This is a genomic window from Methanosarcinales archaeon (genome assembly GCA_014859725.1).
GTDB lineage: Archaea > Halobacteriota > Methanosarcinia > Methanosarcinales > Methanocomedenaceae > Kmv04.
Map to the genome: position 1 here is coordinate 1 of JACUTQ010000011.1, position 23,782 is coordinate 23,782.

Genomic DNA, 23,782 nt, shown 5'->3' on the forward strand with positions numbered 1-23,782 from the left:
TTATGTTCAACGAGAATTTGAATGGATACAGTGTATTAATTTTAAATATGATATGAACTTTTCCGACAATCTCTATGGGGCATAGTAGCTCAGATGAGATTTTTTTTGAACATCTCATGAAAGAATTTGAGTTGGCAGAAATGTCAGATATAATCAAAGAAGTAAAAGAGATGCGAAATTCTTTAGTATCTCAAAGAAAGAAGGAAGAATGATAATAAATCATGGATTTGAAACATCTTCTTGAGAAGGTAAAAAACGGGGAAGTGGATATTGACGAAGCTTGCGGACAGATTAAGATCCATAATATCGATACGTTAAGCAAGATATCAAATATCGACCCTCATAGAATGAAACGCACAGGTATACCTGAAGCTATTTTTTGCGAAGGAAAAGAACCTGGTGACCTGGTACAAATTGCTGAGGAACATCTGGAATATGAAGGTAGGGCCATACTGACAAGGGTCTCAGATGAACAACTGGATACCCTAAAAGGAAAATATCCTGTCCAATGGCACCAAAATGCCAGGGTAGCTATTCTGAGAAAGGATGGGACAAAGCCTCAAAAGACAGGTGGTGCCATTGGTATCATCACTGCCGGGACCGTGGATATACCGGTCGCTGAGGAGGCAAGGATCATTGCAGAGGAGATGGGGGTTACAGTCCATACTATTTATGATGTTGGGGCTGCCGGGATCCACAGGCTTTTTCCGCACCTTGGAGAAATGATCGAATCAGGCGTGGATGCCATTGTTGTAGCTGCCGGCAGGGAAGGGACATTGCCGACCATCATATCAGGGATCGTAGATGTTCCGGTAATTGGAGTCCCGGTCTCATCAGGATACGGAGCAGGTGGTAACGGGCTTTCAGCATTGTATACCATGCTGCAGTCCTGCTCTGTGCTGACCGTAGTTAATATCGATGCCGGGTTTGTAGCCGGAGCCTATGCTGCCAGAATTGCCAACATACTTGCAGCTGAGCGAAAGAAAAATGAAAATTGAGGCTATCCCTCGTCGTACCCAATTTCTTCTTTAGTAAGATAGCAGGCTGGATCATCGGCCCATACATTATCGTAAATAGCTTCTGCTCGTACCCGGAAATTACCGTTGCAGATATCGAACCATTTGCACCTGGCACACCTGTCTGCATTGGCTTTTATGAGAGGCTTCCGGTTTTTGAGGCCAGCCATTAATTCGTCGTTTGTATCTGTCCAGATCTCGCTGAACTTCCTTTCCTTGACGTTGCCAAAGGAATAATGTCTCCAGAACTGGTCTGCATGGACCGAACCATCCCATGACACGCATCCGATACCGATACCAGTTGAATTACCCTGGTTCATCATGAGAAGTTCATAAACATCGGCCGCACGCTCGGGATCCTCCTCCAATAACCGGAAATAGACATAGGGACCATCGCAGTGGTTATCCACGGTCAGCACTTCCATTGGGAAGCCTTTGTCATGCATTGCTTTTGTCCTATCCATTATCAGATCAAGCACCTTACGGCTCTCTTCATGTGTCAGGTCTTCTTCCACCAGCTTTGACCCCCTACCTGCATAGACCAGGTGATAGAAGCATACTCTAGGGATGCCTTCCTCTTCAAGCAGGTCAAATATGGCCGGGATATCAGCAGCATTCTTTTTATTAATAGTAAGTCGCAATCCTACCTTGATACCTTCTTTCTTGCAGTAGCGCATACCCTGCAGTGCCGCATCAAATGCACCTTTCATGCCCCTGAACTTATCATTGGTCTCCCTCATCCCGTCCAGAGAAACACCAACATATGAAAGGCCGATCTCTTTTAAGACTTTTGCCATATTTTCATCGATCAGGGTCCCGTTGGTGGAAATAACAGCCCGCATACCCTTTGATGTGGCATATTGGGCCAGTTCAGGGAGGTCTTTTCGCATCAGGGGTTCACCGCCTGAGAATAAAATCACAGGAGAACCGAAATCTGCCAGGTCATCTATCAGGTCTTTACCCTGCCGGGTGGTCAGTTCATCCTTATACTCAATATCCTGGGATTGGGCATAGCAGTGTACACAGTGGAGGTTGCATCGCCTGCCCATGTTCCAGACCACTACTGGTTTTTTATCTTTTGAGAACTGCAATAAATGTGAGGGAAGTTTGCCTGATTCCCGGCCATACCTGAGCGCATCTGACGGCTCAACTGTCCCGCAATATAATTTTGAAATACCTATCAATTGAAAATCTCCATTTTGTTTTTATGTAAGATGTATAAGTAATCCTCTTTTTTCATTGAATCGTACATTGATGGATGATGAATACATCACAAGGTCCTTTTCTATGTGAAAAGTGATGTCATATTTATTGTATGTGACATCACCTGAAAGTGCGCGGTCCGTGGGTCTTATCTCAAGTCTGGGGCAGCATCCTCCACCTGATAAAAATATACGCACCGCTTTTTTTTCAGTTTTGGCCAATTCATCTTTTATGAACTGTACAGCATCATCTTCAATAAAAAGATTGCTCATTAAATATCAAATTCCTTTTGTACTTCGTTAATGAGTGCCTCAAAGGTATACTCCTTAGAGATAATATTAACTTGTAGATTATATATATCTAATGTTATAGATGTTGGATCACCAATAGCTGCCACAATAAGTTTATGAAAATTTAATGCTTTTGTGAGCTTATCCAGGACATCCATTTCAGAGGCCAGTTCGAACAGGTTTTTAACCATCATTGAACTGGTAAATGCAATAGCATCCACTTTATTTTCAATTAATGCCTGTATCAGTTCCTCCTGTTGTGCATTTCTTTTTGGTCTTGCGATCTCATAGACCTGGGTCTCAAACACTTCAGCCCCTGCGTTTTCCAGCCCCTCTACAAGAATAAGCGCACCATGGGAACTCCTGGCTATGTCAACCACTTTACCCTTCACGTCCGGTGCTATAGCTTTCACTAAACCCTCTGAACTGTATGATTGGGGAACAAATGAAATAGTAATTCCTTTGTTTTGTGCAGCTTCCCCGGTCTTTGGACCAATTGCAATGGTCTTACAGCGGTTTAACGCCTGTATGAACTCTTCCCGGTCTGTTATTTTATCCAGGGTATGATCGATCCCGTTGGCACTGGTAAAGATCACGATATCTGATTGCCCGGCCAGCACCCTTTTAACAAAACCATCAAAATACTCATCTTTTTTGTCCAATATCTCTATCAATGGAGCCGAAATAACTTCAAAACCTGCTGCCTGGCAAATATGAATGGATTCTGCCTCATACCGCTTAGGCCTCATTATAGCGATCAATGGATGTGGATTTGCCATAATAACCTACTGGACTTTTTGTTCACCCAGTTCATCATGCAGGCCGACCACACCGCCAATAATGGTAATGGCAGGGGCCTTGACACCCCTCTCTTTGGCCAGATCTACAATATTTTTAAGAGTACCCACCGTAGTTCTCTGGTCCGGCCTTGTACCCCTTTCTATCAAAGCTACCAGAGTATTGGGATCTTTGCCGTGGTGCAATAATTCATTGACATTCCGAGGCAGCATGCTGACGCCCATCAATATCACTATGGTCCCGCTAAAACGAGCAAGTGCATCCCAATCAAGGGCTGAATCATCTTTTGTTGGGTCTTCATGTCCTGTTATAAAGGTCACCATGCTGGCATGATCCCTATGGGTCACAGGTATGCCTGCATAAGCTGGTGCTGCAATGGCCGATGTAATCCCTGGCACAACTTCCACTTCGATGCCTTCTCTAACCAGCACCTGTGCTTCTTCCCCGCCCCGTCCGAACACGTAAGGGTCGCCGCCTTTCAACCTGACAACCTTCTTTCCCTCTTTGGCTTTATCCACCAGCACCTGGTTTATCTGGTCCTGTTTCAGGGTATGGCTGCCTGCATATTTTCCGACATCGATCTTTTCGGCACCTTTAGGCATACTAGCTATGATCTTTTTTCCTGGAAGCTGGTCATATACGATAACTTCAGCCTCGTCAATGAGCCTGCGTGCCTTTATGGTGAGCAGGTCGGGATCGCCGGGGCCGCTGCCAACCAGATATACTTTGCCGGATTTTGTGCCTTTCATAAGAATGTCTCAGTTTTCTTAAGGAAAATTTTGTTTTTCTTATCGTTCTGATAGTATGATATACTTTCCTGAGAGGGGTGCTCCAAAGACTATCTTTTCCGATTTCATCAACTGTAGATGTAATGGAGAAGTGGTTGGCAATGAGATTATAATTAAAATGAAGAAGAAGGCAACAACACCTATTTTCAAATCAAATGATGTTTTTCAGAAATCGTATCCCATACCATGGTTGGGCAATAAGAGACTTCGCTTTGAATGGATATCCTGACCAGGGTTCAATTATGAGATATAAACACTTGACGAAAATCGGTGTTAAATAAATTCATGCTAAATCCTCTCAAAAAAGGTAGTATTAATACAATAGTATATAAATGTTTTAATAGTTGAGAAGAATCGGCAAATGATACTTAATAATCTGACAAAGTCAAGCTACTCATCAACCGGTATTGTTTCAAGTTGCCCAGCTAAATTCCATATCAGTGTTCTGGTATGCAATGGCAAATTTTGGTCAGTACTTATATCGTCTAAAATTCTGATACTTAAAGCAGCTTTAAAGGCTGGTGTGTTTTCTTTTTTATACAGTATATTCTTAATTTCATCTGCAGAACGTCTGATGTTTTTTGGTACAGAATCGTCATTAGTAATTCGATCAACAACTTCCATGCATTGTTTTATTATATTTTCTGAATCAACCGGCATTTTCATCCTCTCCTAAATTTGATAAAATGTGTATGAAATATTACAATCATTTTAAGAAAACTAGCGCTTCTTTTAAGTGTGTATATTACTTATATTGTATGAAACATTTTCGGTGATGCAATTGGCTAACAATGAAGAAGATATCAAACTGGAAAAAATAAGTAAATTTTTAGAACAGGGCGGAACCATGCTGGCACAGCATTGTGAATGTGGGGTCCCTCTTTTCAGGTTTAAAGGCAAAGTTATATGCCCGATCTGTGATTCTAATTCAAATAAAGATGAAAAGAAACAAAAAGAAATCGAAATACTAAAAGAATCTACAATAGAACAGTCTCATCCTCAAATATCAATCCCGCCTGTCAATGAAATTCCAATAACTTCCCAAATAACTCCCAATATTCATTCCAACGCATCTACGGGGATCCAACCAGATGCAATGTCATCAGAAACCTCTGAATTTATTAAAAAAACCCTTATTAATAAAATTGTTCAATTAAGTCTTGACCTCCAGCGCGAAACAGACCTTAGCAGAATAAAACAGCAAATAGAAGCTATTGAATCAGGTACCAAAGCTTTGGATAATTTGAAATAAAATCATCCTTTATACTGGCTGCCTACAACTTCTCTGATACGCTGGGCAGTCTTGGGCCCTATTGAATCTACTTCCAGCAATTGTTCATGATCAGCTTTCATGATCGCTTCAACGCATCCAAAATGACGCAGCAATTTTCGTGCCGCGACTGGTCCGATATTTGATATGGACGAAATAATATACTCCTGCTGTTCCTTTAAGGTCTGGGCTGTCTTTCTGCCATGTAGGCTGATTGAGCGATTATTTTCTTCCTGTTCCCGCTTAACCATTACATAGAGAAAGGCGGCTGTATCTTCTTCATCCCTGGTATTAATTATAGGCACCCCGAAATCAGTTGCTATGGAGACCAGTACCCCTCTAATGGCATTGGGGTGTATCTGCCTGCCCGTGTACAGGTTTTCGCCTTCTATTAAAAGCACGGGTCGGTCATAGGCTTTCGAGAGGTCAGAGATCTGGGAAAAAATATTCCTGCTCTTATCAATAATAGAATCCAGAAAGTCCATATCTGTCTTACGCTCGATAGCCACCTTATCACTTATTACATAATCTCCCACTTCCAGAGTTTTCATGATAACCTGAATCCCTGCTGCTTCTAATGCGCGTGCTACACCTGATCTTATCTCACGGTGGTCCACATAGATCTGCAACACTTTGTCAGGGGACTCCGGGAATTCTTCTGAGAATTCTTCTCTGAATTCTGATATTTGTTTTTGTTTTGCTGCAACACTTTCAGCTTCAGTCGCATCTGTGGTATTATTTGCATCTAGAATATCTGGCTTTTTCACAGCCTGGCCAGGTTTACTGAACTGGCGCATCCGATCGTTCATGTTTTTCTCCTTACGCTGGCTGCTCCAGTAATATGCCTCGTCCTTGGTGCCCTTGGCCATGAGCACCATTACTTTACCAGCATGGGCGCGCCCTGTCCTTCCTTTTCGCTGTATGCTCCTTATCTCAGAGGGTACGGGTTCAAAAAACACCACCAGGTCAGTAGCAGGGATGTCTAAACCCTCCTCAGCCACAGACGTAGCCACCAGGGTGTTATATTCCCCGGATTTGAACTTATCAATGATTTCTACCTGCTGTTTTTGGGTAAGACCTGTATCCTTGTATTTGCTGGCTTGACCCACAAACCTGACAGGCCGTACATTTTCAATCTCTTCCAGACTATTTGTCACCAGTTCTGATGTGTCCCGGTAATTAGTAAATACAATCACCCTGGAATCCGGGTTTTCCTTTAGCTGGTCAGAAACGATCTCCTTCACAGCTTCCAGCTTGGGATGCACAACTTCCATTTCTTTCAATGCATGCATGGCCTGGCGCATATTCACATCATCCATCAGCCTTCGGGATGCTTTGCTTCCGGATTTTGAATTTGCTTCATGTTCCAGGCGTTCAAAATATTTTGCCAGAGCGTCAGGTCCCTGGGTCTCAGCGATCTCCATAGCATGGCTCACCTTGAAGACCTCAGCTACCAGGGACACAGCCTTAAAGACCCTATGATCAGGTCCGCGTATCAGTTTGCCCTGTAATCTTGATTGAAGGTCTAATAGCTCCCGTTTATTTGGATATTTCTGATTAGAATCTACACATCCAAGTTTAGCCAATTGGTCGAGCCTATTATTCAAAACCAGTTCCATAGTTACCTTCAACTCCTGGATTTCAACTGGAACAGTAATCTTCCGCCATTCGAGGTCCCTATAATGAATATAAGGTCTCACATCAGGATCAGTATCGGTCCTGACCTGGACATGGGATATTGAAAGGTTATGGCATACTTCATCGATCTTTTCAGTACTGGATCCCGGACTTGCTGTTATTCCCAGTATCAGCGGGTCTTTTGCCTGTAACTGGTATTTCTCTGCAATGTGGACGTAGGCGTAATGACCTACTGCCCTGTGGGCCTCATCAAAGGTAATATGGACCACATCTTTAAGGTCGATCCTGCGTGAGAGCAGGTCGTTCTCGATCACCTGGGGTGTTGACACAATGATAGTGGACTTTTCCCATAATGCTGTTCTTTTGGAGGGAGGGATGCTGCCTGTGAATACCACAATATCATCCTGGGGAAGGGTCATGACCTTTTTCAAGAATGATGCATGCTGTTCCACCAGAGGCTTGGTCGGGGACAGGATGAGCACCTTCCCCTGTTTCTCATTCAGCCTCTGAGCAATGACCAACAGTGCAATAATGGTTTTTCCCAATCCTGTAGGTAATACCGCGAGCGTGGATTCCTTAAGTGCAGCTGCAGTAAGGTTGATCTGGTACATCCGTTTCTCTACGGTATCGGGTTTTATCAGGGGATGGGTAATAAATTCGGTAAGTTCCTCAGTTGATACCTGTGTTTTTGTTTGAGGTTCCATCTGGGATAATGTATATGCTACCCCCATAAAACGCTATTTATTTAATCAATACTGGAACTTTTGCTTAACATGAAACTTTTCAAAAAGCAGACCCGAATTGCAGTAATGGGAGCCGGGGCCATAGGTTCTGTGATCGGGGGAATGCTTGCCCTTAACGGGCATAAGGTGACCTTGATAGGCCGCAGGTCCCACATGGATCATATCAAGAACCATGGCCTGCACATCAAAGGTATCTGGGGGGATCATTTGGTAAAAGATATAGATAGCACCACTTTTCCTCCCAAGGAATTCCAGGATATTGTGTTCTTAACTGTCAAGTCATTTGATACTGCCTCTGCAGCAAGAGAATCACTTCCAATGGTTGGACCGGATACCATTGTAGTGTCAATGCAGAATGGGCTGGGAAATATCGAAACACTGGCCGGAATTGTGGGCAAAAAAAAAGCCGTAGGAGCAATGGCCATTTTCGGTGCCATCCTGTCCGGACCCGGCTGTGTGGAGGTTACTGTGATCGCATCCGAAGCTTTGGTGGGAGAGATGGACGGTACACTCACCCCAAGAGTAGAGGCCATAGCTCACATGCTGGATTGTGCCGGCATCCCGGCCAGGACTTCTAATAATATCATGCGGGATATCTGGCATAAAGCGCTGTACAATATTGCATTAAATCCCCTGTCAGCCATTTTTCAGGTACCATACGGCCAAATTGCTGATAATCCCCATGCCAGGTGGCTTGTTGAGCAGATGATCTCTGAAGCATTCCAGGTAGCCAGAGCAACAGGCATTGACCTGGGTTTCACTTCACCTGGCGAGTACCTGAACATATTATGGACCAGGCAGCTGCCTCCTACCAGGGAACATAGATCTTCTATGCTGCAGGATATTATGCGTGGCAAGAGGACAGAGATAGATCATATCAACGGGGCGGTGGTGAAGTTGGGGGCTGAACAAGGTATAGAGACGCCTTATAATTGTGCTATTGTCAGGATCGTAAAGGCCAGGGAGGGATTGGTGGAAGTGTAATAAAACTTTCACACAGTTTTAATGATATTTTTATTAGCATAATTTGATGTTCTTCTATCGAGGTGGGAAATGTCACTTTCTACCTCGCAGTAATGTGACATTCAAGAGCAAAGGATATGCAAGGGCGATTGCGTAGTTGAAGAAGGCCTGCCGCAAACCCATAACTGTGGGCTGATCCCAATTACAGTCTGAAACTCTGCATCTCAACATCCGAAATTAGTATGAACGAATTAATTGAAATTAAATGAAACGTTTATCCACTTATTTTTTATTCTTACAATTTGTCATGCAATTGCTTCATTTAAACTAACTTCGCCAGCTGCTATTGGGTGGACGAGTAAAGTTGATTTATGGAATTTTTCCATAATAACATCTATTTTTTCAGAAATTTCAGAAGTAAAGTAAGCCTCATTGCACTCATTGCAAATATACGCAGGTACATCTTTTACAGTAAGGATTTCCTTTTCTACTTTGACGACAAATTCGGTTTTTACTTTAATTAATTTGCCTTTGCAGAAACTACATCTATCTGGTTTAGGCCATGCTTGGTTATATAGCACTATTGCAACTTCCTCACGACTAATTCTTCTATTCGATTTTTAAGTTTGGCATACCTTCTCCGGTGAAGACTTGTCCAAGATGCCCTTCACAATGAGCACAGACCATCTCAGTCCTGATGCCTCCTTATCAGGAACTTTTGTTACAGCCCCCAATATATCATCATCAAAACTGGGCCAGACGCAACTGGATTGAAATATATCCTTTGACCGATATAATATTGCATCACAATACTTACATGCATACACCCCTTTGGAAAAATTTTCATTATATTCCCAGCCTTAGAAGTAGTATAGGATTTTGTGAACTTTTGGGAGCATAAACAAGCTATCCAGTCAAAGATGCCGGATTTCGCTACGCTCAAATCCGATGCATCTTAATGGATGCTCAGGATTAAACTCAAAAATAATTGAATTGGTCTCTTTTTTGAAAAATAGAAAATAAAATTATTGTTCTAATTTTGAAATATCCAAATAATAGCTTAACTTTTCTCTACCTTTTTGGTCTTTCAACGGAGTAAATCCATGTTTTTCATACCAGGTTTGCGCTGAAGGTAAAGTATTCACCGAAAGAAATCTACAGCCAATTTTTTCAGAAAATTCCATCCCAATTCCGCAAATAACATTTAGCATAAATGGCCCAATTCCTTGGTTTTCATAGTCTATATCAACACATAATTGACCAATCTTTATAGAAGGGTAATAATCAATATGTGCATATCCAATCTGATCGTCAGTTTTTATTTTTTTTATTCTTAGACTGTCCATTGATATTGTAAAAAAACCAACCATTTTAGAATTATTGTAAACAATATATGAGACTCCCAATGATTTATTCTGGAAAACCAGAGCATATTCTGTAAAAAAATCTTGGATCTCCTGGGACTTACATTTGAATTGGGATGAATCTACATTGTCATCTAATTTCTTTACAATAAGAGAGGATAAGTCAACGACCATTTTCCTACATTATAAAAAATTCAATTTCTTGACAAGTTCTCGACTACCTTTATAGAACTCTTTAATATCTTCTGAATATTCTAAATTCTCTAGTTCTTTAATAAATTCTAGAGCTCCTATTCCCTTAATCAGTGGTATTGACTTTGGTAATAACGTATCAACAAAACCAGTAGTACTTGTTCTTTGGGTATATTCTGATTTTATTTCCAATATTTTTTCTGATAATTCAACTTCATCATCAACATATCGAGTTGTATCTATTTCTGAATCTTTCACTGAAATGGTTGTTCCTGTTGAATTCAAAAATTGATTTTCAGTTATTTCATAAAACTGACTATTTCCACTAAAAGAGGTGTCAAAATCTCCATTATATACATCAAAGCCTGTATTCATCTAAGATACTTCCCTTTCGAGTTCAATAAACAGATTCTTTATTTTATCTTCTAATTTTGACCAAAATATTTCAACTTCTTCAAGATTAGATTTTCTATACACTAAATCATAAGCATAAAAATTCGGATTAATAATGAATGGGAATACCTTAATGTCAAACCAATTCTGCAATTTTCTAATGTTTTTCCTATTTTTTAAATTAGTTTCATTACAAACTCTAATTTCCATGTTAATTACATTTTCATTATCAAAGAGGTTACTAAAAATCGATTTATTTATTGAATGATATTTATTTAAAGTATCAAGTGGCTGATATTTTCCTTTATACCTTCCTTTGCTTAGTAATTCTAAATATTCAATATCGTTATTAAAATCCACTTCCATTTCAGTTTCAAGTAGTTTTTTTATATTATCCAAATAGGAAGTGACTTCATCAAAATCGTCTCCTTTTATCCCGATTATACCAATTTCTGGATTAAAATTCAACTCACTAGTGCCATCTTTTGTAACATACACTGGTTTAGGTTGTGAAGTAACATGGCCACTATCATCAATATTTACAGCTAGAACATCGGCTTTATAAGTGAATAAATCTTCAATTTTTTTAATGAATAATTTTTCATCAAAAGGATGCGGTGCTAAGAATTTATATGAAATACTTAAATTATCAATGATTAACGACATAGGCATATCCAACGAATTTTTATTCAATGATATATTATTTGTAGTAGCCCCTTATTAACCTTTATTAATATTTGTTTTTTACCAATTCAATTCCTTATTGGATATTTCTCAGTCCCCAACCATGGTAACAATTCCATAGCAACTTGCTGCTCAGAGAACACTCCATTCTGTATTTTAATATCCTGCCTTATCTTCCTTTGATCATGGCTATATAACTTGCGGAATATTTTTGTTTGTATGGAAAAGAAAAGCAATGTCAACATTTACCATAAACACAATCTCAACAACCATAATGGATTTAATACATCGTAATTTAATCCATTACTTATGGAACCTCTCACAAAGGTATCCTTCACGAATCTGGAGAAGGTACTATATCCAGAATTAAAAATAAAAAAATCCCAGCTCATCGAGTATTACATCAGGATCGCTCCCATAATGCTGGAATTCCTCAAAAACAGGGCTGTTGTCCTGAACAGGTTTCCCAATGGAATACATAATGAGGGATTTTATGAAAAATACTCTCCATCAGGCTTGCCATCATGGTTGGAGACCTTCAACACCTATTCAAAGACAGCACAGCGGGAATTGAACTATATCGTATGCAATGAACTGGATACACTTCTTTTTATGGCAAACCTGGCAGCCATTGAGATCAACATCCCCCTTTCAACAATTGATGCGTATGATACCCCTGACCTGGTCTATTTTGACATAGACCCTGAACCTCCAGCCGGATTTGATGATGCTGTGGAGGTGGCCCTGACGATCAAAGAAAAACTGGATGATTTACAGTTCACGTCATTTATCAAGACTTCTGGCAAGAAAGGACTGCACATAGTACTGCCCATTACCGGCGGGTACAATTTCAGGCAGACCTGGGAATTCGTTCATGAATTCGGCAAGCACCTGGCCAGGGAATCAGATATGGTCGTTTCCGAGTTCTCCCAGTCCAGGGACCCGGGAACGGTCTTCATAGATTTTATGCAGAATATCAAAGGCAAGACCATGATAGCACCCTACAGCCTGCGGGCAGAACCACAAGCCACCGTGTCAACACCTCTGGAATGGATCGAACTTAAGAAAGGATTAAGACCAGAGGAGTTCAACATATTTACTGTATTAAAGAGGAATTCCCGTCCCTGGGATGGATTATTTGAACACAGACAGACACTGGATGTGGGGTGAGATGTCAAAGGAAACAGCAAAACCTTCAACAAGGCCGATCTGGAGCGGCAGTATAAGTATCGGGCTGGTCAATGTGCCGGTCAGGCTCTTTACCATGATCCGCGACCAGGCATTTTCCTTCAGGACGTTGCATAACGAGGACGGTCAGCCATTGAAGTATGAAAGGGTCTGCGTTAAGGATAACAAGGTGGTGGAGTGGAAGGATACGGTAAAAGGGTACGAGATCCGGAAGAACGAGTTCGTGGTCATTCTAAAAGAAGAACTGGAAGCCATCAGGCCCGAATCAGATACCAGGATCCGGCTGGATAAATTTGTCAGCCTGCTCTCAATTGATCCCATTTATTTTGAAAAATCCTATATCATGGTCCCTGATAAGAGCGAGGATGCGTATAGCCTGTTAATGACGGTTATCCAGCAACAGGGCAAGGCCGGGATGGGCAGGGTCACAATGAAGACCAAGGAGTATCCGGTAGTGCTGCATGTCTACAACAATGCACTGGTATTGACCACGCTGCGGTATGCCTATGAAGTGGTGGACCCCCAGGATATGGAAGAGCTAAAAGAACTTAAAAAACCCGGGAAGAAAGAGCTTGAGCTGGCTGTGAAGATCATCGAGGACCTGTCCGGGGAATTTGATATTACCGAATACAGGGACGCTTACCGGGACAAACTGGAAGAGCTGATCGAGAAGAAGATGAAGGGTGAAGTAGTGGTGGCAGAAGCACCCAAGCAGGAAGAGGTCAGGGAATTGATGGTCGCCCTTCAGGAAACCATAAAACAACTAGGTAAATGACATCCTATAAACCCATGCTTGCCAGGTCTGCACAAGAACCATTTACGTCCCGGGACTGGATATTTGAGGTCAAATGGGACGGTATACGGGCCATCAGTTATGTCGGTGATGACCTCAGCATTAAAAGCCGGAACCACAAAGAGCTTATCAGTAATTTTCCGGAATTGGAAGAGCTGAGTGAACTGGCTGGCGGTACCGTCCTGGACGGTGAGATCATTATCATGAACGAGGCCCGGGCAGACTTCCAGACCCTTATCGAGAGGAACCAGAAAACGTCAGCAAGGGATATTGAGTACATGGCCAAAAAATACCCGGCCACATATGTTGTCTTTGATATCCTGGAAAAAAACAATCAACCTGTGATCAATGAATCCCTTGTGGAAAGAAAGAGAATATTAAAGGAATCGGTACAGGAAGGAAAATATGTCGTGCTTTCACTCTTTGTTGAAGAGACCGGTGAAACATACTTCCATGCAGCTTTGGAAAAAGGAGTTGAAGGGATAATGGCCAAAAAGAAACAAAGCCCGTATGAGCCAGGGAAAAGAAGCGAAAACTGGCTGAAGATCAAGAAGATCAAAACAAGTGATTGTGTTATCTTCGGGTACACCAGGGGTGAAGGGAGCAGGAAAAAGACCTTTGGGTCGTTGATCCTGGGATTGTATGATAATTCAGAACCGGTATTTATGGGGAAAGTGGGGACCGGATTTACACAGCATTTTATGGAAGATCTGATACAGAAACTGGATGAACTGCAGGTAGAGGAAAAGACCCTTGAGGGTGTGGATGAAGACCGGGAGGTCGTCTGGGTACAGCCCCGCATTGTATGTGCGGTGAGCTATCAGACATTGACCAGGGAAGGAAGGCTGTGCATTCCTGTATTCAAGGGTCTCAGGGAGGACAAGCAGCCTCAGGAATGCACCATCGACCAGATAGGACTACCTTTAAAGGAATACACTGTGAAACGGGATTTCAGCAAGACCCCTGAGCCTGCAGCCAGTGGAAACCAGACCATCGGCAAATCATTCGTGATCCATGAACATCATGCCCGCAGGCTTCACTATGACCTGCGGCTGGAGAAGGATGGGGTACTGAAAAGCTGGGCTGTTCCCAAAGGTCCCCCTGAATCGCCGGGAGAAAAACACCTGGCTGTCCAGGTGGAGGACCATCCATTGGAGTACGGCACCTTTGAAGGAACCATCCCTGAAGGACAGTATGGAGCAGGGACCGTGAAGATCTGGGACAAAGGATTCTACGAGCCCCTTGTGTGGGATGACAACAAGATCGAGATCCTGATGAAAGGGGATCGGCTGGATGGCAGGTATGTGCTGGTGAGATTTAAAAAGGCTGGTGAGAACAACTGGCTGTTCTTTAAGGCAGGTGATTGAGATGGATAAACTCCATATCGGGACCATGGGCTGGAGCTATGATTTCTGGAAAGGTGAAGGGATTCCTGGATGATTCTGTTGAGGTATATGGGTATTTCAGCAAGAACTATTCTGGTTACCCGCCCGGGGATGTCCGGAGATTATTAGTACATTATTGATAATTGCGATGGTACAAATATATAGAAATCAACAAAACTATATAGTTTATATAAATAAGATGGTTAATTGAGGCTTATCATTTGAGTACGATAATTAAAACAGAAGATTTCAACCTGGATTATACATTGGACTGCGGCCAGGTATTCAGGTGGCAGCGCAGCGATGAGGGGTGGATTGGTGTAGTAGGAGGCCATATTGTAATAGCAAGACAGAAAGCTGAAGTGCTTATAGTCGATTCTGACCTCACTCGGGACAGGATAATCCACTATTTCCGGCTGGATGATGATATGCAGGACATCTATTCTCAGATAAATAAGGATCCTATCATGGATGAGCTAATTCAACGTTTCCGTGGATTAAGGTTAATCAGGCAGGAACCCTGGGAATGCCTCATATCCTACATGGCGTCCAGCTGCAAGTCCATACCAAATATCAAGGATTCAATTTCCAATCTTTGCAGATCATACGGGGAAGACCTTGGTGGGTATTATTCATTCCCTACTGCCCAAACACTGGCACAAACCACCGAGTCCCAACTCAGGAAAACCAAACTTGGTTTTCGTGCAGTGAATATATTAGAAGTTGCACGGCGGGTTGAAGCGGGAGATCTTGATATGGAAACACTTTTCAGCCTGGATTATAAGCAGGCCAGGGAGATGTTAATGGGAATAAGGGGCATTGGGGTAAAAATTGCTGATTGTGTTTTGCTGTTTGCTTATGATAAGATGGGAGCTTTTCCTGCTGATACCCATATTCTTTCCATAATGGATGAACATTATAACCAATACCTAAAAGGACCTAAGAACAGGATGAACAGTATTATTGGAGAATTTGCCCGCGATTATTTCGGACATTATGCCGGGTATGCTCAACAATATCTGTATTATTCCAGGATTGCCGACGACCCCGGACTTCCTGTGTGTTAAGGCTTACAGAAAATGTTAATTATTACTCCAACTATCTTTTGTTTAAGAGTAGAAGATCAATATATTTCCAAAATCTTCTTTAGCCACGAATATGGGGGAGTTAATAGCATGGAATATGAAACGTTAGCTTCGGATGAATCAGTAGAACGAACAAAACAGGCAGCGGAAAGCCGGAATATTCACATCGAATATGTAAGCAGTAAAGACGATGCTTTAATAATGGTACAAAATCTCATTCCTGCCGGGGCACGTGTCATGACCGGTGGCTCAGAGACCCTGCAGGAGATCGGATTTATTGATCTTTTGAAATCAGGGAACCATCCCTGGAACAACCTGAAGGATAAGATCATGGCTGAAAAGGATGAGGCCAGACAGGCAGAACTCCGGGCACAAAGCGTGCTGTCAGAATATTTCCTGGGGAGCATCCACGCCATTTCAGAGACGGGCGAACTGGTTTTTGCAAGTGCCACCGGCAGCCAGCTTCCATCCTATGCGTATACCAGCAGGAATGTAATATGGGTCGCCGGGACCCAGAAGATCGTACCCACTCTGGCCGATGCCATACAGCGGGTGGAAGAGTATGTCTTTCCACGGGAAGATGCCAGGATGAAAAGCGAGGGATATTCTGGAAGTGTTATCGGAAAACTATTAATACTCAAATTTGAAATGGATTCTCATAGAAACCTTAAATTGATCCTGGTACCTGAAAAACTGGGATTTTAGGGAGTGTGATACTATCAACAAGGAAATAACAGAGAAATGGAATTCGCTTGGTGGAGAGGAGGGGGCGCTTGGTAGCCCCGGTAATGGCAGTAGAAGGACCCATAAAGGTGATGGTCTGTATCAGAGGTTCCAGCATGGGACGATCTACTGGAGTGCAGGATCGGGAGCATTTGTCGTTAGTGGGGGTGTAGAATCAACGTATATGAGTATCGGGTACGAGGTCAGTGAGCTTGGTCTTCCTGTTTCTGATACCATTGATCTTGGGAAAGGTTGTAGTTATTGCGATTTCCTTGGAGGGTCCATATATTACAGTCCCCTCTTTGGAGGTCATATCGTCCGAGATCCTATTCTTGCCAGCTGGAGAAAGTCAGGAGCAGTACATGGTATGTTAGGGTATCCTGTTGACAATGCTAAGGCTATAGGTAAAGTCCTTTGCCAGCAGTTCCAATCCGGAGATATGTACTGGTATTCTGATAAAGGTGCCTTCGAATTAACAGGCAGGTTCAGGAATGAATGGCATAAGGTGGGAGGAGCCAATGGGCAACTAGGGCTTCCGATATCAAAAGTACAGGTAAATGATTCAGGTGAATATCAAAAATTCCAGAATGGGATTCTGATCTGGCACAGCAGGCGAAACGAAATTGAAGTCCAGAAATCATAATTCAGAATACATGTAATGATGAAAAAAATTCTGCGTATCGGACATCTTTCTACTTTTTACCATACCTCATTCATTCTTATGGGCACCGGATGGTTGGAAGATCACCTGGATGTAACGGTACGGTGGAGCATGTTCGGCGGCGGCCCTGCCATTGTGGAGGCTTTCTCAAAGAGTGAAGTGGATATTGGCTATATCGGACTGCCACCAGTGATGATGGGAATTGACAGGGGCGTCCCCATAATAAGTGTTGGGGGAGGGCATGTAGAGGGCACAATAATGATCGGTCCGCCGAGCACTAAATCCCTCGAAGAGCTGGGAGAAGATGCAGCTGCCGTACTTGAGCAGTTCAAAGGTGGCATCATCGGTTGTCCCCCCTCGGGCTCAATCCATGATGTGATCATCCGCGACCTGATAAAAACTGTAGGGTTGACAGATTCCATTAATGTAAAGAATTTTTCCTGGGCAGATTTCATACCAGATGCCCTGGCTGATGGAGAGATAGATGCAGCTATTGGCACACCACCCTTATCTGTATCAGCAGCTCAATCCAGCGGGGCCAGGGTGCTCATACCGCCTTCTAAACTCTGGCCATGGAACCCCAGTTATGGCATTATTGTAAGCCATGATCTGCTGCAAAAAGAGCCATGGCTAGTGGAAGGTTTCCTGCGGCTGCACGAAGAGGCTTCAAATCTGATTCGGGACCATCCAGACCGTGCAGCAGGGTTGGTGTCTGAACTTGTCCAGGTGGTGGATATCGATTTTATTAAACAGACATATGCTATATCTCCAAAATACTGCGCAAGCCTTCCCAGGGAATATATTGTTTCTTCAATGGCATTCGTGCCCGTGCTCAGGAATCTGGATTATATTGGAAAGCATTTGAAGGAAAATGATATCTTTGATACTTCAATTATCCAAAAGATACATTCTGAGCCCCCACATTATATGTAATTATATTTTATTCTCCTTTAAATCAAATTATTACCTGAAGTTTATACATTAAGGACAATTATGAACCATTCTCTGGAAAACAATAAATACTTGTATATCAGACCTATAAAATATGAATTCTTCGGATCAGGTCACACTTCAACATACAGCACCTGAACATTCCAAATTCATTATAGAATGTGTACAATGCGGCACCGGATTTGATGATGATAGTCTTACCTGTTCTAATGACAGCAGTCTTTTGAGGACAAGATATTCGGCAAAACAGCTAAATCTTCACAATTACAGCGGAGTGGGCAGGTTCCATGACTGGCTGCCTATTTCTAAACCGCTTACCACCGATGCAGGCCCCATCACCTACAAGAGTACCGGACTTGCCCGGGAACTTGGTCTTTCCAACCTGTATATCGGGTTCAACGGGTACTGGCCTGAGAGAGATGCCCGTATCCTGACCTGCAGTTTCAAAGAACTGGAAGCCCACCCCACCATGCAGCGACTACGCGAGCTGGGAAAAAAGAACCTGGTGCTGGCCTCTGCAGGCAACACGGCCAGGGCTTTTTCTCATGCAGCCACCGGCTCAGATATCGATCTCTATATAGTCGTACCGGGAAGCGGTTTAGATAAGATGTGGCTGCCTGAAGTACCCACCGATAATATCCATTTTATCTCCATGGCTAATACCTGCGATTATACCGATGCCATACAGCTGGCAGACAGGATTGCGGCCCTGCCTGGTATGACCCCTGAAGGGGGCGCCCGTAACGTAGCCCGGCGGGACGGCATGGGTACCGTGATGCTGGACGGGACCGTTACCATGGGCAGGTTGCCGGATCATTATTTCCAGGCCATTGGCAGCGGAACCGGGGGTATAGCTGCCTGGGAAGCCTCCATCCGCCTGCAGGGAGATGGTCGCTTCGGCAGCAGGTTGCCCAGACTGCACCTGTCCCAGAACATGCCTTTTGCTCCCATGTTCAGTGCATGGCAGAACCACCGCCGCGAGATCATCGAAGACCTGGATATGCCATATCCTAAACAACAGATCAGCCAGATGTGTGCCGACGTGCTGTCCAACCGGAAACCTCCCTATTCAGTTCCCGGCGGTGTGTTCGATGCCCTTACCGCCACAGACGGAAATGTATACGGTATCCGGAATTCAGAAGCTGAGACTTCAAGGAAGCTGTTCGAAACATTGGAAGGTATTGACATCGTAACACCGGCCGGTGTGGCAGTATCCTCTCTGGTAAAAGCTGTTGAAAATAGTAACATTGGCAGGGATGATCACATACTGCTAAATATCACAGGCGGGGGTTTCAAGCGGTTGAAAGAAGATTACACTCTCTCCAAGATTAAACCACAAGTACAGTTCGACTCCCTGGAAGCAGATATTGAACCGTTATTTCTTTAATGAAAGCTTAGTTTTATCATGAACGGATCATTCCCTGAGGAGCAGGTAATAGAAATATTAAAGGACCAGCATATCGATCTGGCCGCTACCCTACCCTGTGACCGGATGAAGAGACTGCTGCCGCTTATTGACAGGGATTTTAAGACTGTCAAAATGACCCGGGAGGAAAACGGAGTCGGTATTTGTGCCGGTTTTTACCTTGGGGGCAAACGTCCCATCATGGTCATCCAGAGCACAGGTCTGGGCAATATGCTAAATGCCCTGTTATCCCTTAATGTGACATACGGGATACCCTTACCCATAATAGCAAGCTGGAGAGGTATATATAAAGAAAAAATACCTGCACAGATCCCGCTGGGTCAGGCCCTGCCTGGAATACTTAAAGCTTCAAATATCAAATACACTATCATAGACTCATATCCAAAACTGGAATTACTGGACCATGTTATTTCTGACGCATTTGAGAACAACCATCCTCATGTGGCTCTGATACTGCCCTCGGTCTGGGAAGAATCTGAATGTCTCTTTCCACCTGCACCAAAAGAAATTCTATCCAGGGTCTGCAATATTGAGATCACATCCCGGATCAGCATTCCAACTATTACAAGGTACCAGGCAATAGAATCCCTGATGTCTGTTATTGATGGTGAAATAATAGTTTCCAACCTGGGAATTCCAAGCAAGGAGCTGTACCATATCAGGGACAGGCCATTGAATTTCTATATGCTGGGTTCAATGGGTCTTGTATCTGCTATAGGGCTTGGTCTGGCAATGGCGCAGGACAAACATGTGGTAGTGATTGACGGGGACGGCAGCCTGTTAATGAATCCTAATGCTCTTACACAAATTACAGCCCAGTGGCCGTCGAATCTGACCATAATTGCTATTAACAATGGAGCATACGGTTCCACAGGTAATCAGGAGACATTGGCTTGTGGATGTAATGACATGGAAGTCCTGGCCAGAGGTCATGGTATACAGTATACGATAAAGGTCCACAATGAAGATGAATTGCTGGCTGCTTATAAAAAGCTCAAAGATATGCCCGGTCCGGTATTGATAGAAACAGTGGTCAGACCTGTCAATGAAGTTGTGGAAGAGATCCCACTGGCTCCGGTCAAGATTAAAGATAGGTTCATGGACGCATTGTTGGATTAGCATTGAAGTTATTAATTGCCCACTGTACTGGAACTGGATTAAATGTAATATAGTCAATGTTAAGTCTATTTTGTCCATGTATCCTGTTATCAACCATTATGAGATACAATTATGACACCTGAAGAATCCTATGACATTATCGTGATCGGAGCAGGTCCTGCCGGTTCCACTGCTGCCAAATATGCGGCAGAGAACGGCGCAAGTGTGCTGCTTATCGACAAGAAAAAAGATCTTGGTTCACCTATTCAGTGCGGCGGATTCCTGCCCCATTATGAAGAACTGCAAGAGCTCTTACCCAGTGCTGAACTGCCGTCCACATTGGAGAAAATCCCAACCAGCGTTATACACACATCCACTCATATCCACAGGTTCATATCTCCCAACCTGGATCCCAAGGAATTTGTAGTGGAAGCAGATGTACTGGATAGAAGCAGGTTTGATAAACATCTGGCCAGGGAAGCGGTCAAATCCGGTGCTGACCTGATGGTAAGTACCAGGGCTGATTCCATACAAGGTGATACCGTGGCTGTTCGCGGTGTATTAGGGGAATACAATATCAAAGGTAGCATAATAATAGGAGCAGATGGTCCCACTTCATTGGCTGCAAAGACAGCAGGTCTGATAGACCGAAATGATGAGATGGGCCGGGCCACGGCACTGGAATACGAACTGGTGGGAGTGGATATTGACCATGATGCGGTAGAGATGTACTTTGGCAGGGATTATGCACCAGGCGGTTACGGCTGGATAATCAGCCAGGGCGGGGATACTGCCAATATCGGTGTGGGTATCAGGCGTCCCCTGTGCGAGCCCGGTGTTTCTGTCCAGGATTACCTGCACAGGTTCATGTATGAGCATCCAAGGGCTGCGCCCATGCTGGAAGATACTAAGATCACTGCGGTAATCAGCGGTATCGTGCCAGTGGGAGGTGCACCATCCAGTACAGTGGAAGGAAATATCATGATCTGCGGGGATGCGGCCGGACACCTGATTGCTACCAACGGCGGCGGCATACCCACTGCCATGGTAGGGGGTAAGATAGCAGGGGAAACGGCAGCTGATGCAGTATCAGGCAAACGCCAGCTTAGTGAGTATGATACCCTGTGGCGGGAACAGATGGGGCTTGAGATCAAGACCTCGGTCTATGTCAAAAAATTAATGGACGGGCTCATGAGGTCAGATCCAATGATGAGTACGGCCATGAAGATGATAACACCGGACCAGATGAAGGCATTACAGCGAGGCCGCCTGCCCGAAACAGTTAAGAAGCTGCTTACCAGTTTCAATGCCGGTATAAGGTAATAACCTTAATAGTGCTTGCAAGCATACTGTTAATAGGAGAGAGCTAAACCAAAAAGTGACACTGATGAACGAACAAAACTCTGACACAATTGCTTATCCTGGACATGGGAATCTGTATCTGAATATTACCAATAGATGTACCTGCAACTGTATTTTCTGTATCAAGAACTATGGAAATGGGGTGTATGGTTATAATCTAATGTTATCCAGAGAACCGGATGTTAAAGAAGTTATCGAAGAATTGGGTCTGTTCGATCTTTCAACATTTGATGAAGTGGTGTTTACCGGTCTTGGGGAGCCTTTGTCCAGGCTGGACGATGTATTGGAGATAACAAGATGGTTGAAGGCCAGGGATGTGGTGGTGAGGATCGATACCATCGGACATGCCAGGCTTCAATATCCCAACCGTGAAGTAGCGCATGAACTTAAAAAAGCAGGTGTCGATGAGATATCTATCAGTCTGAACACCCATGATGAAAAAACCTATAATGAACTGGTGAGGCCAAGGCTGTACAAGAATGCCTACCAGTCAGTGAAGGATTTTGCCAGGGATGTGGTAAAAGAGGGGATCACGTTACGGTTCACAGTACTTGATCTGCCGCCGGTGGACGTTGAAAAATGCCGTGAGATAGCTGATGAGATCGGGGCAGAATTTAAGATCAGGCGATACGGCGGGCCGGAAATACGTTAAATAATACGGCTAATGCTCGAAAATTGCTAAGCAATTTTTTTATCTTCAATTTCTTCGCTCTTGCTTCGAAATCTCAGACTCGATACTTTTCACTAACCTACCCGTTTTCATCCAGAAACTTAAAGTCGTTCTCCGCCAGTATAATCAATCCTGTCAACCATGCCGGGGTGGCAGAGCGGACTAATCCAACGGAGCCGTGACTCTTTGGAGTCTATATGCGGCAGGCTCGAGACCTGTTGTATCTTCAGGTACACTTGGGTTCGAATCCCAACCCCGGCGCTTCTTCTATTTATTCTTACACGGTAGTTCTCTTCAGCTGCTTTTTCGTGAGATCGGTCACGCCCAGTCCTGTGAGGATGAACGCATCTCCTGCGCCCTCATCCATCTGCTTGAGAGCAATACCGCCGCCTATGGATACAGCACTGCTGGCCATTACATCGTTCCAGCCCTTGAGCTGCATGGCGTTAGGTACTGCTATTGTTGCAGCTGCCCCTCCCAGGGAACCGGCAACGTGTTTGCCTGTGAGGTTGCCTATGAGTGTTTTGCTTCTGGCCCTGTCGATGTATTCGGGATTTGCTCTTAACTTGCGGACAGGCTTCTGGAAGATGATCTGCAAGGGTTTTATGTTTTCTTCGACGCTTGCGTCTGGTTGATTCCGGGTTGACAAGCATAATGATATTATATATTGTATCAATTATTCACAAAATTAATTTAGTAATTTTCATAAATACTTTCATCTTGCTTTTGCATACAATTTAATAACTTTGCTAAATTTTGGATTATTGAGGTGGGGAGATGTCGAAAGAATTGAGACATGATAGACATACTGTAGAGCCGAAGAATGGATGGGGGCTGGAACCATTTGAATAATGTTAAAAATATATTTCAAGCTGCTTCGGCACTTACCGACATAACATCTAACTTCACATTCCCAAACCACCGATTCAATCGAAATGCGCCTGCCAGCCCCCCACACCACAAGGGCGGGCGGAGCAGATTAGGACGGGCGCCCGCCAGAGTGAAGGTGAGAGGGGACGGTAGGAGAGCCAGAGAAGTAGGGGGCTAACACTCTGAACAGACCCACCCGATTCCTAACTCATAATCATTCCATTAATA

The 23,782-nt window shown here is 43.6% G+C and carries 27 protein-coding genes, 1 tRNA gene and 2 pseudogenes; 18 read left to right on the plus strand and 12 right to left on the minus strand.

Annotated features, from left to right (window positions below):
* Positions 1-74: 74 nt before the first annotated feature.
* Complete coding sequence (locus tag IBX40_01885; protein MBE0523077.1) at positions 75-212, plus strand: hypothetical protein; 138 nt, start codon at positions 75-77, stop codon at positions 210-212.
* A 9-nt stretch (positions 213-221) separates the two neighbouring features.
* Positions 222-998: a nickel pincer cofactor biosynthesis protein LarB gene (gene larB, locus IBX40_01890; protein MBE0523078.1), complete on the plus strand. Its 777-nt coding sequence runs from the start codon at positions 222-224 to the stop codon at positions 996-998.
* A gap of 2 nt (positions 999-1,000) precedes the next feature.
* On the opposite strand, the gene ahbC is transcribed toward larB, so the two are convergent.
* The 5 genes from ahbC to IBX40_01915 form a co-directional block, all read right to left on the minus strand.
* Complete coding sequence (ahbC, locus tag IBX40_01895) at positions 1,001-2,200, minus strand: 12,18-didecarboxysiroheme deacetylase (protein ID MBE0523079.1); 1,200 nt, start codon at positions 2,198-2,200, stop codon at positions 1,001-1,003.
* 21 nt (positions 2,201-2,221) lie between these two features.
* Entirely contained in the window at positions 2,222-2,491 is a 270-nt protein-coding gene (locus IBX40_01900; protein MBE0523080.1) for a hypothetical protein, read from the minus strand.
* Positions 2,491-3,288 (minus strand): uroporphyrinogen-III synthase, encoded by a 798-nt coding sequence (locus IBX40_01905; GenBank protein MBE0523081.1) that lies wholly within the window; start codon positions 3,286-3,288, stop codon positions 2,491-2,493. The genes IBX40_01900 and IBX40_01905 overlap by 1 nt, the downstream gene beginning before the upstream one ends.
* A gap of 6 nt (positions 3,289-3,294) precedes the next feature.
* Positions 3,295-4,056 carry a uroporphyrinogen-III C-methyltransferase gene (cobA, locus tag IBX40_01910; GenBank protein MBE0523082.1) on the minus strand — a complete coding sequence of 254 codons (762 nt, stop codon included), beginning with the start codon at positions 4,054-4,056 and terminating at the stop codon, positions 3,295-3,297.
* A gap of 429 nt (positions 4,057-4,485) precedes the next feature.
* Positions 4,486-4,755, minus strand: a complete 270-nt coding sequence (locus IBX40_01915) for a UPF0147 family protein (protein ID MBE0523083.1) — start codon at positions 4,753-4,755, stop codon at positions 4,486-4,488.
* A 115-nt stretch (positions 4,756-4,870) separates the two neighbouring features.
* Between IBX40_01915 and IBX40_01920 the strand changes: the two genes are divergently transcribed.
* Positions 4,871-5,347 carry a hypothetical protein gene (locus tag IBX40_01920; protein MBE0523084.1) on the plus strand — a complete coding sequence of 159 codons (477 nt, stop codon included), beginning with the start codon at positions 4,871-4,873 and terminating at the stop codon, positions 5,345-5,347.
* A gap of 2 nt (positions 5,348-5,349) precedes the next feature.
* On the opposite strand, the gene IBX40_01925 is transcribed toward IBX40_01920, so the two are convergent.
* Positions 5,350-7,707, minus strand: a complete 2,358-nt coding sequence (locus tag IBX40_01925; protein ID MBE0523085.1) for a DEAD/DEAH box helicase — start codon at positions 7,705-7,707, stop codon at positions 5,350-5,352.
* A gap of 69 nt (positions 7,708-7,776) precedes the next feature.
* Here IBX40_01925 and IBX40_01930 point away from each other — a divergent pair, with 69 nt between their 5' ends.
* Entirely contained in the window at positions 7,777-8,730 is a 954-nt protein-coding gene (locus IBX40_01930; protein ID MBE0523086.1) for a 2-dehydropantoate 2-reductase, read from the plus strand.
* Positions 8,731-9,014: 284 nt separating this feature from the next.
* On the opposite strand, the gene IBX40_01935 is transcribed toward IBX40_01930, so the two are convergent.
* From IBX40_01935 to IBX40_01955, 5 genes and pseudogenes are all read right to left on the minus strand, one after another.
* Positions 9,015-9,290: a type II toxin-antitoxin system MqsA family antitoxin gene (locus IBX40_01935; GenBank protein ID MBE0523087.1), complete on the minus strand. Its 276-nt coding sequence runs from the start codon at positions 9,288-9,290 to the stop codon at positions 9,015-9,017.
* A 28-nt stretch (positions 9,291-9,318) separates the two neighbouring features.
* Positions 9,319-9,536 (minus strand): annotated as a pseudogene (locus IBX40_01940) (peptide-methionine (R)-S-oxide reductase).
* 198 nt (positions 9,537-9,734) lie between these two features.
* Positions 9,735-10,247 carry a GNAT family N-acetyltransferase gene (locus tag IBX40_01945; GenBank protein ID MBE0523088.1) on the minus strand — a complete coding sequence of 171 codons (513 nt, stop codon included), beginning with the start codon at positions 10,245-10,247 and terminating at the stop codon, positions 9,735-9,737.
* 9 nt (positions 10,248-10,256) lie between these two features.
* On the minus strand, positions 10,257-10,640 hold the full coding sequence (locus IBX40_01950) for a hypothetical protein (protein MBE0523089.1): 384 nt from the start codon (positions 10,638-10,640) through the stop codon (positions 10,257-10,259).
* Positions 10,641-11,324 carry a hypothetical protein gene (locus tag IBX40_01955; GenBank protein MBE0523090.1) on the minus strand — a complete coding sequence of 228 codons (684 nt, stop codon included), beginning with the start codon at positions 11,322-11,324 and terminating at the stop codon, positions 10,641-10,643.
* Positions 11,325-11,651: 327 nt separating this feature from the next.
* On the opposite strand from IBX40_01955, the gene IBX40_01960 reads away from it, so the two are divergent.
* From IBX40_01960 to IBX40_02020, 13 genes and pseudogenes are all read left to right on the plus strand, one after another.
* The gene (locus IBX40_01960; GenBank protein MBE0523091.1) at positions 11,652-12,512 is read left to right on the plus strand and encodes a DNA polymerase domain-containing protein; all 861 of its coding nucleotides are present in this window, start codon (positions 11,652-11,654) and stop codon (positions 12,510-12,512) included.
* On the plus strand, positions 12,481-13,305 hold the full coding sequence (locus IBX40_01965; GenBank protein MBE0523092.1) for a Ku protein: 825 nt from the start codon (positions 12,481-12,483) through the stop codon (positions 13,303-13,305). Before IBX40_01960 ends, IBX40_01965 begins: the two co-directional genes overlap by 32 nt.
* Entirely contained in the window at positions 13,302-14,690 is a 1,389-nt protein-coding gene (locus tag IBX40_01970) for a hypothetical protein (GenBank protein ID MBE0523093.1), read from the plus strand. The genes IBX40_01965 and IBX40_01970 overlap by 4 nt, the downstream gene beginning before the upstream one ends.
* 248 nt (positions 14,691-14,938) lie before the next feature.
* Positions 14,939-15,775 (plus strand): DNA-3-methyladenine glycosylase 2 family protein, encoded by an 837-nt coding sequence (locus IBX40_01975; protein MBE0523094.1) that lies wholly within the window; start codon positions 14,939-14,941, stop codon positions 15,773-15,775.
* Positions 15,776-15,883: 108 nt separating this feature from the next.
* Complete coding sequence (locus tag IBX40_01980; protein ID MBE0523095.1) at positions 15,884-16,498, plus strand: lactate utilization protein; 615 nt, start codon at positions 15,884-15,886, stop codon at positions 16,496-16,498.
* Positions 16,479-16,718, plus strand: a pseudogene (locus IBX40_01985) (hypothetical protein). The gene IBX40_01980 and the pseudogene IBX40_01985 overlap by 20 nt, the downstream one beginning before the upstream one ends.
* Positions 16,701-17,159 (plus strand): hypothetical protein, encoded by a 459-nt coding sequence (locus IBX40_01990; GenBank protein ID MBE0523096.1) that lies wholly within the window; start codon positions 16,701-16,703, stop codon positions 17,157-17,159. Before IBX40_01985 ends, IBX40_01990 begins: the two are co-directional and overlap by 18 nt.
* 18 nt (positions 17,160-17,177) lie before the next feature.
* Positions 17,178-18,110: an ABC transporter substrate-binding protein gene (locus IBX40_01995; GenBank protein ID MBE0523097.1), complete on the plus strand. Its 933-nt coding sequence runs from the start codon at positions 17,178-17,180 to the stop codon at positions 18,108-18,110.
* A gap of 112 nt (positions 18,111-18,222) precedes the next feature.
* Positions 18,223-19,515: a cysteate synthase gene (locus IBX40_02000; protein ID MBE0523098.1), complete on the plus strand. Its 1,293-nt coding sequence runs from the start codon at positions 18,223-18,225 to the stop codon at positions 19,513-19,515.
* An 18-nt stretch (positions 19,516-19,533) separates the two neighbouring features.
* Positions 19,534-20,673: a sulfopyruvate decarboxylase subunit beta gene (comE, locus tag IBX40_02005; protein MBE0523099.1), complete on the plus strand. Its 1,140-nt coding sequence runs from the start codon at positions 19,534-19,536 to the stop codon at positions 20,671-20,673.
* A gap of 111 nt (positions 20,674-20,784) precedes the next feature.
* Positions 20,785-21,975, plus strand: coding sequence for a geranylgeranyl reductase family protein (locus IBX40_02010; GenBank protein ID MBE0523100.1), 1,191 nt, complete (start codon positions 20,785-20,787; stop codon positions 21,973-21,975).
* A 64-nt stretch (positions 21,976-22,039) separates the two neighbouring features.
* The gene (locus IBX40_02015) at positions 22,040-22,666 is read left to right on the plus strand and encodes a radical SAM protein (GenBank protein ID MBE0523101.1); all 627 of its coding nucleotides are present in this window, start codon (positions 22,040-22,042) and stop codon (positions 22,664-22,666) included.
* A gap of 161 nt (positions 22,667-22,827) precedes the next feature.
* Positions 22,828-22,945, plus strand: a tRNA-Ser gene (locus tag IBX40_02020).
* A gap of 16 nt (positions 22,946-22,961) precedes the next feature.
* On the opposite strand, the gene IBX40_02025 is transcribed toward IBX40_02020, so the two are convergent.
* Positions 22,962-23,360: a hypothetical protein gene (locus IBX40_02025; protein MBE0523102.1), complete on the minus strand. Its 399-nt coding sequence runs from the start codon at positions 23,358-23,360 to the stop codon at positions 22,962-22,964.
* Positions 23,361-23,528: 168 nt separating this feature from the next.
* Between IBX40_02025 and IBX40_02030 the strand changes: the two genes are divergently transcribed.
* Positions 23,529-23,732 (plus strand): hypothetical protein, encoded by a 204-nt coding sequence (locus tag IBX40_02030; GenBank protein ID MBE0523103.1) that lies wholly within the window; start codon positions 23,529-23,531, stop codon positions 23,730-23,732.
* The last annotated feature ends 50 nt before the right edge of the window (positions 23,733-23,782 follow it).